This is a genomic window from Kluyvera georgiana, from assembly GCF_050990895.1.
Taxonomy (GTDB): Bacteria; Pseudomonadota; Gammaproteobacteria; order Enterobacterales; family Enterobacteriaceae; genus Kluyvera; species Kluyvera georgiana.
Genome location: NZ_CP158865.1, coordinates 483,336 through 497,136, shown reverse-complemented (window position 1 = coordinate 497,136; position 13,801 = coordinate 483,336). Strand labels below are relative to the sequence as shown.

Here is a 13,801-nt window from a genome sequence, read left to right as displayed (position 1 = left end):
GATATGTGCGGTTTACCACAATTCACTTATAGTCAGACGTTCTTTACACGATAGCGGTTGATAATCTTCCCTGATAAGACCAGTATTTAGCTGCCAAATGCTACGAAATAGTTATAATGTGCGACCTTGGTTTTCCTGACGGGGGTTTTCAGCCTCTGAAAAGGTGACAATCGCGCATCGAAGGTATATTTTGTTTTTTACCCGAGAATTGCAGGAGATAGCAGCACAATGACTGACAAGTTCCGCATTTTGCTTTTGAACGGCCCGAACCTGAATATGTTAGGCACCCGTGAGCCAGAGAAGTACGGCACGCTGACGCTTTCCCAGATCGTAAGCCGCTTAACCGCGGAAGCTGAAGCCTTGAACGTCACGCTCGACAGCCTGCAATCCAACGCCGAGTACGTCCTCATCGACCGTATTCATCAGGCTAAAGACAATATTGACTATATCCTGATCAATCCGGCCGCGTTCACGCACACGAGCGTTGCCCTTCGCGATGCGTTGCTGTCGGTGAGCATCCCGTTTATCGAGATTCATCTCAGCAATGTCCATGCGCGCGAACCATTCCGTCATCATTCGTATCTGTCTGATATCGCTTCCGGCGTTATCTGCGGGCTCGGGGCTGACGGCTATTCATACGCTTTACAGACGGCGGTAAAACGCCTGTCACAATCAAACTAAACAAAGAGTACGGAACCCACTCATGGATATTCGTAAGATTAAAAAACTGATCGAGCTGGTCGAAGAGTCTGGCATCAACGAACTGGAAATTTCTGAAGGCGAAGAGTCTGTGCGCATCAGCCGCACGGCGCCGAACACCGGTATTCCAGTGATGCAGCAGGCTTATGCAGCGCCTGTTGTGCAACAGCAGGCACCTGTCGCGGCAGCCGCACCAGCCGCAGCTGAAGCTCCGGCAAAAGCTGAAATCAGTGGTCACATCGTACGTTCCCCGATGGTTGGTACTTTCTATCGCACTCCAGGCCCGGATGCTAAAGCATTCGTGGAAGTTGGTCAGAAAGTTAACGTGGGCGACACCCTGTGCATCGTTGAAGCGATGAAAATGATGAACCAGATTGAAGCTGACAAAGCAGGGACTGTGAAAGCAATCCTGGTAGAAAGCGGTCAGCCGGTTGAATTTGACGAGCCTCTGGTCGTCATCGAGTAAACGAGGCGAAGATGCTGGATAAAATTGTCATCGCTAACCGCGGCGAGATCGCACTGCGTATTCTTCGTGCCTGTAAAGAACTGGGCATCAAGACCGTCGCCGTGCACTCCACTGCGGATCGCGATTTAAAACACGTACTGCTGGCGGATGAGACGGTCTGTATCGGCCCGGCTCCGTCCGTAAAAAGCTATCTGAACATCCCGGCTATCATCAGCGCAGCTGAGATCACCGGGGCAGTGGCGATTCACCCAGGCTATGGCTTCCTCTCTGAGAACGCCAATTTTGCCGAGCAGGTTGAACGTTCTGGCTTTATCTTCATCGGCCCGAAAGCCGACACCATCCGCCTGATGGGCGACAAAGTGTCTGCGATCACCGCGATGAAGAAAGCAGGCGTACCGACCGTTCCGGGCTCTGACGGCCCGCTGGGCGACGACATGGACGCTAACCGCGCACATGCGAAACGCATCGGCTACCCGGTTATCATCAAAGCCTCCGGCGGCGGCGGCGGTCGCGGTATGCGCGTTGTGCGCAGCGACGCCGACCTGGCGCAGTCCATTGCCATGACCAAAGCGGAAGCGAAGTCTGCTTTCAACAATGACATGGTGTACATGGAAAAATACCTGGAAAATCCTCGCCACGTCGAGATCCAGGTACTGGCTGATGGCCAGGGCAATGCTATCTATCTGGCTGAACGTGACTGCTCCATGCAGCGTCGTCACCAGAAAGTCGTTGAAGAAGCGCCGGCACCAGGCATTACCCCAGAACTGCGTCGCTACATCGGCGAACGCTGCGCGAAAGCGTGCGTGGATATCGGCTACCGCGGCGCGGGTACTTTCGAGTTCCTGTTTGAAAACGGTGAGTTCTACTTCATTGAAATGAACACCCGTATTCAGGTAGAGCACCCGGTTACCGAGATGATCACCGGCGTCGACCTGATCAAAGAGCAGCTGCGTATCGCTGCCGGTCAGCCGCTGTCCATCAAGCAAGAAGAAGTACAGGTTCGCGGCCACGCGGTGGAATGCCGTATCAACGCCGAAGACCCGGACACCTTCCTGCCAAGCCCGGGTAAAATCACCCGCTTCCACGCGCCGGGCGGCTTTGGCGTTCGTTGGGAATCTCATATCTACGCCGGCTACACCGTACCGCCGTACTATGACTCAATGATCGGCAAACTCATCTGCTACGGTGAGACCCGTGACGTGGCAATCGCTCGCATGAAGAATGCGCTGCAGGAGCTGATCATCGACGGTATCAAAACCAACGTTGATCTGCAGATGCGCATTATGAGCGACGAGAACTTCCAGCATGGTGGTACCAATATCCACTATCTGGAGAAAAAACTCGGATTGCAGGAAAAATAATCCTGTTCTCGCAGCAAAAGGCCGGATTTTCCGGCCTTTTTTCTTTTTCTCTCCCCTCATCTTTTCCTTGCGGTACAATCCCCGCTTTCTTCATCCACAAGGGACAAAAAATGGACAAACGTTTTGTTCAGGCCCACAAAGAGGCGCGCTGGGCGCTGTGGCTAACCCTTCTCTATCTTGCTGCGTGGTTGGCGAGCGCTTACATACCAAACTCTGTTCAAGGCTTCACGGGCCTGCCGCACTGGTTTGAGATGGCCTGCCTGCTGATACCGCTGGTATTTATTTTGTTGTGCTGGGCGATGGTGAAATTTATCTATCGTGATATTCCGCTGGAGGATGACGACCATGCAGCTTGAAGTCATTCTGCCGCTTATCGCCTATCTGATTGTCGTTTTTGGTCTGTCGATTTACGCCATGCGTAAACGAGCGACCGGAAACTTCCTCAATGAGTATTTTCTCGGTAGCCGCTCAATGGGAGGCATCGTCCTTGCCATGACGCTCACGGCCACCTATATCAGCGCCAGTTCGTTTATCGGCGGGCCGGGCGCGGCTTATAAGTACGGGCTTGGATGGGTGCTGCTGGCGATGATTCAGCTACCTGCCGTCTGGCTGTCGCTGGGGGTATTGGGCAAAAAGTTCGCTATCCTTGCTCGTCGCTATAACGCTGTGACGCTCAACGATATGCTGTTTGCCCGCTACCAGAGTCGCCTGGTGGTCTGGCTGGCGAGCCTGAGCCTGCTGGTTGCCTTTGTCGGCGCGATGACCGTCCAGTTTATTGGCGGCGCGCGTCTGCTGGAAACCGCCGCAGGGATCCCCTATGAAACCGGCCTGCTCATCTTTGGTATCAGTATTGCGCTGTACACCGCTTTCGGCGGCTTTCGCGCCAGCGTGCTGAACGACACCATGCAGGGTCTGGTGATGCTTATCGGCACCATCGTCCTGCTGGTTGGTATTGTGCATGCGGCGGGCGGGTTGAGCCACGCGGTGCAAACCCTGGAAGCGATTGACCCGAAACTCGTTTCACCACAGGGGGCGGATGATATTCTGTCGCCAACCTTTATGACCTCGTTCTGGGTGCTGGTCTGCTTTGGGGTTATCGGTTTGCCGCACACGGCGGTACGCTGTATCTCTTATAAAGACAGCAAGGCGGTGCACCGGGGCATTATTATCGGGACGATCGTCGTTGCCATCCTGATGTTTGGCATGCACCTTGCCGGCGCGCTGGGACGCGCGGTTATTCCGGACCTCACGGTGCCGGATCTGGTCATTCCCACGCTGATGGTGAAAGTGCTTCCCCCCTTCGCGGCGGGGATCTTCCTGGCGGCGCCGATGGCGGCAATTATGTCGACAATTAATGCCCAATTGCTGCAAAGTTCCGCTACGATCATCAAAGATCTCTATTTGAACCTGCATCCGGAACAGATGCAGAATGAGCGTCGTCTGAAGCGCATGTCGGCAGCTATTACGCTTATTCTGGGCGCATTGCTGCTGCTGGCCGCCTGGCGCCCGCCTGAAATGATCATCTGGCTAAACCTGCTGGCCTTTGGCGGGCTTGAAGCCGTATTCCTGTGGCCGTTGGTGTTAGGCCTGTATTGGGAGCGCGCCAATGCAGCCGGGGCGCTGAGCGGGATGATCGTCGGTGGCGTGCTGTATGCCGTGCTGGCGACGTTTAATATTCAGTATCTGGGCTTCCATCCGATAGTGCCTTCGTTACTGCTAAGTTTGCTGGCGTTTGTGGTGGGGAACCGTTTTGGTCAACCTGCACCGCAGGCAGCCGTAATTTCTACTGATAAATAAAGAGTTTTGCCATGCCGTGGATCCAACTGAAACTGAACACAACCGGCGCCAATGCCGAAGATCTTAGCGATGCGCTGATGGAGGCCGGTTCGGTCTCCATCACCTTCCAGGATACGCATGACACGCCGGTCTTCGAGCCGCTGCCGGGTGAAACTCGCCTGTGGGGCGATACCGACGTTATTGGCCTGTTCGATGCAGAAACCGACATGAAAGAGGTGGTTTCCCTGCTTGAGCAGCATCCGCTGCTGGGTGCGGGTTTTGCGCATAAAATCGAGCAGCTCGAAGATAAAGACTGGGAGCGCGAGTGGATGGACAACTTCCACCCGATGCGCTTTGGCGAGCGTCTGTGGATCTGCCCAAGCTGGCGTGAGGTGCCGGATGAGAACGCGGTCAACGTGATGCTTGACCCGGGCCTGGCCTTCGGTACCGGTACCCACCCGACCACCTCGCTGTGCCTGCAGTGGCTGGACGGTCTGGATCTGGCGGGCAAAACGGTAATCGACTTCGGCTGCGGTTCGGGGATCCTCGCGATCGCTGCGCTAAAGCTGGGCGCCGCGAAAGCTATCGGGATCGATATCGATCCGCAGGCCATTCAGGCCAGCCGCGACAATGCCCAGCGTAACGGCGTTTCCGAACGCCTGGAGCTGTATCTACCGCAGAACCAGCCAGAAGCCATGAAAGCCGATGTGGTAGTCGCCAACATCCTGGCCGGCCCGTTACGTGAACTGGCTCCGTTAATCAGCGTGCTGCCGGTTACAGGCGGCCTGCTGGGCCTGTCAGGCATCCTGGCTAGCCAGGCGGAAAGCGTCTGCGAAGCGTATGCCGACCTCTTCGACCTCGACGCCGTCGTCGAAAAAGAAGAGTGGTGCCGTATTACGGGCCGCAAAAAATAATCGTCTCTGAATGCGGCCTACTGGCCGCATTTTCCCCTAGCCGAGCGTTTTATCCCCCTCATAAATGCGAGACAGATCGCATTTATAGAACCAATATTGTTCATTAAATCATCATTTTATCGTTCAAGCGCTCGCCGATACGTAAGAATGCGAGAGAAGTTTGATGATTTTCTGAATGCGCACAAAACATTCACTTTTATTTAATTAGATGATTAATATGGGAATTTATCGTCGATTCGCTTTCAGTACTGAGATTCATTGATCTACAACATCTGATTGCTCAAAGTTTGGCCTTTCATCTCGTGCAAAAAATGCGTAATATACGCCGCCTTGCAGTCACAGTATGGTCATTTCTTAACTCATGCGTATCGGACAACACCAGCTCAGAAATCGCCTGATCGCAGCGCCCATGGCTGGCATCACTGACAGACCATTCCGGACGTTGTGCTACGAGATGGGAGCAGGCTTAACCGTATCAGAGATGATGTCCTCCAACCCGCAGGTGTGGGAGAGCGATAAATCTCGGTTACGTATGGTGCACGTGGATGAACCAGGTATTCGTACCGTGCAAATCGCCGGTAGCGATCCTGAAGAGATGGCCGGAGCCGCCCGCATTAATGTGGAAAGCGGCGCCCAGATTATTGATATTAATATGGGCTGTCCGGCAAAAAAGGTGAATCGCAAGCTAGCAGGTTCAGCCCTACTGCAATACCCGGATCAGGTGAAGGCTATCCTGAACGCGGTTGTTAAGGCGGTGGACGTTCCTGTCACACTTAAGATTCGCACTGGCTGGGCTCCTGAGCACCGTAACTGTGTAGAAATTGCCCAACTGGCTGAAGACTGTGGCATTCAGGCTCTGACTATTCACGGACGCACCCGCGCCTGCTTGTTTAACGGAGACGCTGAGTACGACAGCATTCGGACAGTTAAGCAGAACGTTTCCATTCCGATTATCGCGAATGGCGACATTACTGACCCGCTTAAAGCCAGAGCTGTACTCGACTATACGGGGGCTGATGCCCTGATGATAGGACGTGCGGCTCAGGGAAGACCCTGGATCTTTCGGGAAATCCAGCATTATCTGGACACTGGGGAGCTGCTGCCTCCACTGCCTCTGGCAGAGGTGAAGCGCTTGCTTTGTGCGCACGTTCGGGAACTGCATGACTTTTATGGTCAGGCAAAAGGGTACCGAATCGCGCGGAAACACGTCTCCTGGTATCTCCAGGAGCACGCTCCAAATGACCAGTTTCGGCGCACATTCAACGCCATTGAGGATGCCAGCGAACAGCTGGAGGCGTTGGAGGCATACTTCGAAAATTTTGCGTAATAGAAATAAAGAGCTGACAGAACTATGTTCGAACAACGCGTAAATTCTGACGTACTGACCGTTTCTACCGTTAACTCTCAGGATCAGGTAACCCAAAAACCCCTGCGTGACTCGGTTAAACAGGCACTGAAGAACTATTTTGCTCAACTGAACGGTCAGGACGTTAATGACCTGTATGAGCTGGTACTGGCTGAAGTAGAACAGCCCCTGTTGGACATGGTGATGCAATACACCCGTGGTAACCAGACCCGCGCTGCCCTGATGATGGGCATCAACCGCGGTACTCTGCGTAAGAAACTGAAAAAATACGGCATGAACTGATACTAGTCAGTTAATTGCTTGATTTTGAAGGCGCTACTCGGCATGGGGAAGCGCCTTTTTTATTGCCTGTGCTACGTTGCAGAAGAGACGCGGCGTCACGCCCGGATAGGAAAATAGATGTCCACCAGACTACTGATTGACCACCAGCGCAGGCCGAGCGGACCATAGACTTTGAGCACAAACCGCGGACATCAGATTGTCGACCAGCAGCGGCGCTTGTTGGTAGAGATCAAACTGCTGTGGCGCCATTAACCAGTTTTTAATCAAACCGCTAAACGCGCTATATAAAACGATTAATATAATCTCAATATTTGTATCTTTAGGTAATATCTGGTTACGCACACACCCCTGCAATATATCGCGAACAGTATCATAGCCAAAGCCTATTTTCTTTCTGATTTCATATTCAGACATCATGTCGCTATTAAATTCACACTTATGATACAGAATTTGCATCAAAGCACGCTGGCGAGGCGTTTCCGCGATATATTGCAAACCTAATACAAACTTATTCCTCAAATCCAATAATGGATTCCCACACTCTATTTGTTTCAATTTATGATGAATTAAATCACGCAGTGGGAGTTGCTCCTGCCACATCGCATTAAATAATTCACTCTTACTTGAAAAATGCCAGTAAACCGCCCCCCGCGTTACGCCAGCAGCATCGGCAATATCGGTCAGCGTGGTGTTGCTGACGCCGCGCAGCGCAAACTGTTCAATCGCTGCGTCAAGCAGCATTTGACGCGTCTTGAGCGCCTCTTCTTTCGTTTTTCTTGCCATGGAATGTATCGCTTAGCGCTGGATGAACGATGAATAATTTATATTACTCTATTCAATCTATCATTCAGAATAACTGCTGTATTTACCAAAAAGTTTGATACTCACCAAAAAACAAATAAATATAGTAAATGTATGCTTTGCTGAATTACCATTCACTGTATGAATATTATCTTCTGAGGTTTGCCCTCGTTTATTCTCCAATCCTGCTTTTTTTGTGTTTCCGTGCCTTTAGCATCCACTCCAAAATAACTATCCCTTACATCCATCGTTGTTTATTTGTAGGATAACGAACTGTTTTTTATTCACCCTTTCTTTCTCAGATTTGTAGTCAAATCGGGCTATCAATCTATAAGGAACCGCAATGACGAGCCACGCCAGAGTTACACTCTTAACCAGCCTAATTATCTCTGCGGCATTATTAAGCGGCTGCGATGATTCAGGCAATCAGCAAGCGCATGCCCCCATGCCCCAGGTTACTGTTCATGTCGTGAACAATGCGCCGCTCTCCATCATCACAGAATTGCCGGGCCGCACCTCTGCGTTCCGCGTCGCTGAGGTTCGCCCACAGGTCAGCGGTATCATTCTGAAGCGTAACTTTGTGGAAGGTAGTGACGTTGAAGCAGGGCAATCCCTGTACCAAATTGACCCAGCGACCTACCAGGCCGCTTATGACAGCGCCAGAGGCGATGAGTCAAAAGCGGAGGCCGCCGCAGCCATCGCTCATCTGACGGTAAAACGCTATGTCCCACTGCTGGGTACGAAGTACATCAGTCAGCAGGATTACGATCAGGCGGTCGCGACCGCACGTCAGGCCGATGCCGACGTCATGGCAGCAAAAGCGGCCGTTGAGAGCGCTCGCATCAATCTAGCCTATACCAAAGTGACCTCCCCTATCACTGGCCGCATCGGCAAGTCCAGCGTAACGGAAGGCGCGCTGGTAACCAACGGGCAGTCCAACGCGATGGCGACGGTACAGCAGCTCGATCCGATTTACGTCGACGTAACTCAGTCCAGCAGCGATTTTATGCGCCTGAAGCAGGAGAGCCTGCAACAGGGCGGTGATGCGAAGAGCGTCCAGTTAGTGATGGAAAATGGTCAGCCCTACGCCCTGAAAGGGTCTCTGCAATTCTCCGACGTCACCGTAGATGAAAGCACCGGCTCCATCACCCTGCGCGCCATCTTCCCTAATCCACAGCATACGCTGCTGCCGGGCATGTTTGTGCGAGCACGTATCGATGAAGGGGTAAATCCAAGCGCAATGCTGGTTCCTCAGCAAGGCGTCACCCGTACGCCGCGTGGCGATGCCACCGTGCTGCTGGTCAATGACAAAAATCAGGTGGAAACCCGTAACGTTGTGGCCGCGCAGGCTGTTGGCGACCAGTGGCTGATCACCAGTGGCCTGAAGTCCGGCGATAAAGTCATCGTCAGTGGGCTACAGAAAGTGCGCCCAGGCGCGACCGTGAAGGCAGAAGAGGATACCGCGGCTCCGGCTGCGCAATAAGGTACCAAACCCATGTCTAAGTTTTTTATCCATCGCCCGGTTTTTGCCTGGGTTCTGGCCATCATTCTGATGATTGCCGGCGGGTTGGCTATTTTGCAATTGCCTATCGCGCAATATCCTACGATTGCACCGCCAGCGGTGGCTATCTCCGCTACCTATCCGGGCGCTGACGCTCAGACCGTACAGGACACCGTTACTCAGGTTATCGAACAGAACATGAACGGTATCGATAACCTGATGTATATGTCCTCTACCAGCGATTCGGCCGGTTCGGTGACTATCACTCTGACCTTTAATTCAGGCACAGACCCCGATATCGCCCAGGTTCAGGTGCAGAACAAACTGCAGCTGGCAACGCCGCTGCTGCCGCAGGAAGTACAGCAGCAGGGGATTAGCGTAGAGAAATCGAGCAGCAGCTTCCTGTTAGTGGCCGGTTTTATCTCCGATAACCCGAATACCGTTCAGGACGATATTTCGGACTACATCGCCTCTAACGTTAAAGACCCGATCAGTCGTCTGAACGGCGTCGGCGACGTCCAGCTTTTTGGCGCACAATACGCGATGCGTATCTGGCTCGATGGGAATCTGCTGAACAAATACAACCTGACACCGGTCGACGTGATCAATCAGTTGAAGGTACAGAACGACCAGATTGCCGCTGGCCAGTTAGGTGGTACGCCTTCCGTGAAGGGCCAGCAGCTTAACGCCTCTATCATTGCGCAGACCCGTCTGAAAGATCCGGTTGAGTTTGGCAAAGTGACCCTACGCGTCAACGCTGACGGTTCCGTCGTGCATCTGAGCGACGTGGCGCGCATTGAGCTAGGTGGCGAAAACTACAACGTCGTTGCCCGCATTAACGGTAAACCGGCTTCAGGGCTGGGGATTAAGCTCGCCACGGGCGCGAATGCGCTGGATACTGCGAACGCGATTAAGGCCAAGCTGGCGGAGCTGCAGCCTTTCTTCCCGCAGGGAATGAAGGTAGTCTATCCATACGACACCACGCCATTTGTCACTATCTCCATTCACGAAGTGGTCAAAACGCTGTTTGAAGCGATTATCCTCGTCTTCCTCGTGATGTATCTGTTCTTACAGAATATCCGCGCAACGCTAATTCCCACGATCGCCGTGCCGGTGGTATTGCTGGGGACTTTTGCCGTGCTGGAGATGTTTGGCTACTCGATAAACACCCTGACAATGTTCGGGATGGTGCTCGCGATAGGACTATTGGTCGATGATGCTATCGTGGTGGTTGAAAACGTTGAACGTGTGATGGTCGAAGAGCAGCTTTCGCCGGTGGAAGCGACGGAGAAATCCATGTCGCAGATTCAGGGCGCGCTGGTCGGTATCGCTATGGTGCTATCGGCGGTGTTCGTCCCGATGGCCTTTTTCGGCGGCTCTACCGGCGCTATCTACCGCCAGTTCTCTATTACCATTGTTTCGGCCATGGCACTGTCGGTACTGGTTGCCTTGATTCTGACCCCTGCGCTGTGTGCCACGCTGTTGAAACCAGGATCTGCCGATCACTATGAGAAGAAAGGGTTCTTCGGCTGGTTCAACAATAAGTTTGATCAGAGCGTTAACCACTATACCAACAGCGTGAGCGGCATTCTGCGCTGTACCGGACGTTATCTGATCATCTATGTGCTTATTGTTGTTGGGATGGCGGTGCTGTTTGTCCGTCTTCCTACGTCCTTCCTGCCGGATGAAGATCAGGGTGTATTCATGACCATGGTGCAGCTCCCGGCTGGCGCTACGCAGGAACGTACGCAGAAGGTCCTGGATACCGTTACCCACTACTATCTGAATAACGAGAAGGCCAACGTGGCAAGCGTCTTTACCGTTAACGGCTTCAGCTTCAGCGGTCAGGGGCAAAACTCCGGTATGGCGTTTGTTAGCCTCAAGCCGTGGGATGAACGTAGCGGCGATAAGAACAGCGCGGAGTCCATCATCAAACGCGCGACCATGGCCTTCAGCCAGATTAAAGACGCCATGGTCTTCCCGTTCAATATGCCAGCCATTATCGAACTCGGTACGGCTACCGGCTTTGACTTCGAGTTGATTGATCAGGGTAACCTTGGCCATACGGCGCTGACTCAGGCCCGTAATCAGCTACTGGGCATGGTGCAACAGCATCCAGACCAGTTGGTTCGCGTACGTCCAAACGGCCTGGAAGACACCGCGCAGTTCAAGCTCGATGTTGACCAGGAAAAAGCGCAGGCGCTCGGCATCTCGCTGTCGGATATCAACGAAACAATCTCGGCGGCACTGGGGGGTTACTACGTAAACGACTTTATCGATCATGGCCGCGTGAAGAAGGTATATGTTCAGGCGGATGCTAAATTCCGTATGCTGCCAGGTGATGTCAACAATATGTACGTGCGAAGCGCTAACGGCGAGATGGTGCCGTTCTCTGCCTTCGTCACTTCACATTGGGTTTACGGTTCACCGCGGCTGGAGCGTTACAACGGTCTGCCTTCCATGGAGATTTTGGGTGAGGCCGCGCCGGGTAAAAGTACCGGTGAGGCCATGACGTTGATGGAACAAATGGCCAGCAAGCTGCCTTCTGGTATTGGCTTTGACTGGACGGGGATGTCCTATCAGGAGCGTTTATCCGGCAATCAGGCCCCTGCGCTGTATGCGATCTCACTGATCGTTGTCTTCCTGTGTCTGGCAGCACTCTATGAGAGCTGGTCTATTCCATTCTCCGTGATGCTGGTCGTGCCTCTGGGGGTTGTCGGTGCGCTGCTGGCAGCATCACTACGTGGTTTGAATAACGACGTTTACTTCCAGGTGGGGCTGTTAACCACGATCGGCTTATCAGCGAAGAACGCTATTTTGATCGTTGAGTTCGCCAAGGATCTTATGGAAAAAGAGGGTAAGGGGATTATTGAGGCAACGCTCGAGGCATCACGCATGCGTCTACGCCCAATCTTAATGACTTCGCTGGCCTTCATTCTTGGCGTTATGCCGCTGGTTATCAGCCATGGTGCCGGTAGCGGCGCGCAGAATGCGGTAGGTACCGGGGTTATGGGGGGAATGTTAACAGCAACGCTGCTGGCCATTTTCTTCGTCCCGGTATTCTTCGTGGTCGTCAGACGTCGATTTACCAAACACACGGACTAACCTCAGAAACTATCCGGTGAAAGGCGTCTTCGGACGCCTTTTTTTGTCGCCAAATAAATGCAATTGGCTCAATACGTTATCACTGATCTCGCTTATTATACTGGCGCGGCGTTTATTTCGTTATTTTCATCTACATCATTTCCACACAATCCTGCCAATTTAACACTCCTTCTCCACGATATTTACGTAACTCATAAATTGAGATTATTTCCTCTATCAGACCGCGGGTATCCAGGTGATAAAATAAGCCATTCCGTAATACGTCCATGACGGCGTAATGAAACGGACTATTTAGAGGCTATATCATGAAAAAATTTATTCTGGTGACGCTGCTGGCAACGCTGCTTGCGGGCTGTGCACATGATTCACCTTGCGTTCCGGTCTATGACGACCAGGGTCGTCTGGTTCACACCAACACCTGTATGAAAGGAACAACGCAAGACAACTGGGAAACCGCAGGAGCCATCGCCGGTGGTGCAGCGGCACTGGCAGGCCTGACGCTGGGTATCGTCGCGCTGACCAAGTAACAGAAAGGCCGCAAAGGTTCGTGCCTCCCGTTGTTTTTGACCCGCATCGGTTGTTATTTTATTAATCACGCTGATGCGGGTTTTATTTTATTCCTTTCACATATTTCCTTCTTATTCAGCACCGCATAAAAATCACCAAATAGAATAAAGAGATAGCAGTACATTTTATTTCAAGGACGCTATAACGCTCCGTTAAATATACAGGGATAACTCTCTTCACACGGTGTAGACGCTTTTTATTAGCAACCGCTATATATGGTAGACAGGGGAAGGCAAAGCCGACAAGCGCACTGAACCGATCTTGTGTCGGCATCCGGACAGGATATTTGTCGCCATTCAAGCGCAGCGATTCGGTTAGCAGGGCTATAGACGTAAAAAAGCCCATCCGTCAGGATGGGCTTCTTCACTATCTGATATCTGGCAGTTTATGGCGAGCCTCCTCCTGCCCGCCACCCTACGGGCCGTTGCTGCGCAACGTTCAAATCCGCTCCCGGCGGATTTGTCCTGGGCAGGAGAGCGCTCACCGACAAACAATACATAAAACAAAAGGCCCAGTCTTTCGACTGAGCCTTTTGTTTTATTTGATGTCTGGCAGTTCCCTACTCTCGCATGGGGAGACCCCACACTACCATCGGCGCTACGGCGTTTCACTTCTGAGTTCGGCATGGGGTCAGGTGGGACCACCGCGCTACAGCCGCCAGACAAATTCTTTACTAAGTGCCAAACTTTAACCGAAAAAGTGGTGCTGATACCCAGAGTCGAACTGGGGACCTCACCCTTACCAAGGGTGCGCTCTACCAACTGAGCCATATCAGCACGCTAAATTTGATGCCTGGCAGTTCCCTACTCTCGCATGGGGAGACCCCACACTACCATCGGCGCTACGGCGTTTCACTTCTGAGTTCGGCATGGGGTCAGGTGGGACCACCGCGCTACAGCCGCCAGGCAAATTCTGTTTATTAACCCGCTTTTCGCCGGTTAATGTCATCTGTAATCAAGCTGA

12 protein-coding genes, 1 tRNA gene and 2 rRNA genes are annotated in these 13,801 nt (G+C 52.6%); 11 read left to right on the top strand and 4 right to left on the bottom strand.

The features are described from left to right. Positions 1–228 precede the first annotated feature (228 nt). The 8 genes from aroQ to fis all read left to right on the top strand — a co-directional run bounded on the left by aroQ (position 229) and on the right by fis (position 6,864). A complete protein-coding gene (gene aroQ, locus ABTW00_RS02430; RefSeq protein WP_064541720.1) occupies positions 229–681 on the top strand; it encodes a type II 3-dehydroquinate dehydratase in 453 nt (150 codons plus the stop codon). 22 nt (positions 682–703) lie between these two features. After that, positions 704–1,165, top strand: a complete 462-nt coding sequence (gene accB / locus ABTW00_RS02425; RefSeq protein ID WP_064541717.1) for an acetyl-CoA carboxylase biotin carboxyl carrier protein — start codon at positions 704–706, stop codon at positions 1,163–1,165. Positions 1,166–1,176: 11 nt separating this feature from the next. Then, the gene (gene accC / locus ABTW00_RS02420; RefSeq protein ID WP_064541714.1) at positions 1,177–2,526 is read left to right on the top strand and encodes an acetyl-CoA carboxylase biotin carboxylase subunit; all 1,350 of its coding nucleotides are present in this window, start codon (positions 1,177–1,179) and stop codon (positions 2,524–2,526) included. A gap of 110 nt (positions 2,527–2,636) precedes the next feature. Next, the gene (locus ABTW00_RS02415) at positions 2,637–2,882 is read left to right on the top strand and encodes a YhdT family protein (RefSeq protein ID WP_064541711.1); all 246 of its coding nucleotides are present in this window, start codon (positions 2,637–2,639) and stop codon (positions 2,880–2,882) included. Next, positions 2,872–4,323 carry a sodium/pantothenate symporter gene (gene panF, locus ABTW00_RS02410; RefSeq protein ID WP_064541708.1) on the top strand — a complete coding sequence of 484 codons (1,452 nt, stop codon included), beginning with the start codon at positions 2,872–2,874 and terminating at the stop codon, positions 4,321–4,323. The genes ABTW00_RS02415 and panF overlap by 11 nt, the downstream gene beginning before the upstream one ends. 11 nt (positions 4,324–4,334) lie before the next feature. After that, positions 4,335–5,216: a 50S ribosomal protein L11 methyltransferase gene (prmA, locus tag ABTW00_RS02405; RefSeq protein WP_433638630.1), complete on the top strand. Its 882-nt coding sequence runs from the start codon at positions 4,335–4,337 to the stop codon at positions 5,214–5,216. 361 nt (positions 5,217–5,577) lie between these two features. Beyond that, entirely contained in the window at positions 5,578–6,543 is a 966-nt protein-coding gene (gene dusB, locus ABTW00_RS02400; RefSeq protein WP_064541703.1) for a tRNA dihydrouridine synthase DusB, read from the top strand. A gap of 24 nt (positions 6,544–6,567) precedes the next feature. Then, the gene (fis, locus tag ABTW00_RS02395; RefSeq protein ID WP_000462905.1) at positions 6,568–6,864 is read left to right on the top strand and encodes a DNA-binding transcriptional regulator Fis; all 297 of its coding nucleotides are present in this window, start codon (positions 6,568–6,570) and stop codon (positions 6,862–6,864) included. Positions 6,865–6,993: 129 nt separating this feature from the next. Here fis and envR read toward each other — a convergent pair whose 3' ends face one another. After that, a complete protein-coding gene (envR, locus tag ABTW00_RS02390) occupies positions 6,994–7,647 on the bottom strand; it encodes an acrEF/envCD operon transcriptional regulator (RefSeq protein ID WP_271447035.1) in 654 nt (217 codons plus the stop codon). 361 nt (positions 7,648–8,008) lie between these two features. On the opposite strand from envR, the gene ABTW00_RS02385 reads away from it, so the two are divergent. The 3 genes from ABTW00_RS02385 to ABTW00_RS02375 all read left to right on the top strand — a co-directional run bounded on the left by ABTW00_RS02385 (position 8,009) and on the right by ABTW00_RS02375 (position 12,798). Then, positions 8,009–9,148: an efflux RND transporter periplasmic adaptor subunit gene (locus ABTW00_RS02385; protein WP_064541696.1), complete on the top strand. Its 1,140-nt coding sequence runs from the start codon at positions 8,009–8,011 to the stop codon at positions 9,146–9,148. Positions 9,149–9,160: 12 nt separating this feature from the next. Then, positions 9,161–12,271, top strand: a complete 3,111-nt coding sequence (locus ABTW00_RS02380) for an efflux RND transporter permease subunit (protein ID WP_065356177.1) — start codon at positions 9,161–9,163, stop codon at positions 12,269–12,271. Positions 12,272–12,576: 305 nt separating this feature from the next. Continuing rightward, the gene (locus ABTW00_RS02375; RefSeq protein ID WP_035891258.1) at positions 12,577–12,798 is read left to right on the top strand and encodes a lipoprotein; all 222 of its coding nucleotides are present in this window, start codon (positions 12,577–12,579) and stop codon (positions 12,796–12,798) included. Positions 12,799–13,384: 586 nt separating this feature from the next. On the opposite strand, the gene rrf (ABTW00_RS02370) is transcribed toward ABTW00_RS02375, so the two are convergent. From rrf (ABTW00_RS02370) to rrf (ABTW00_RS02360), 3 genes are all read right to left on the bottom strand, one after another. After that, positions 13,385–13,500 (bottom strand): 5S ribosomal RNA (gene rrf / locus ABTW00_RS02370). 38 nt (positions 13,501–13,538) lie between these two features. After that, positions 13,539–13,614: transfer RNA gene (locus tag ABTW00_RS02365), tRNA-Thr, on the bottom strand. A 14-nt stretch (positions 13,615–13,628) separates the two neighbouring features. Then, positions 13,629–13,744, bottom strand: a 5S ribosomal RNA gene (gene rrf, locus ABTW00_RS02360). Positions 13,745–13,801 lie beyond the last annotated feature (57 nt).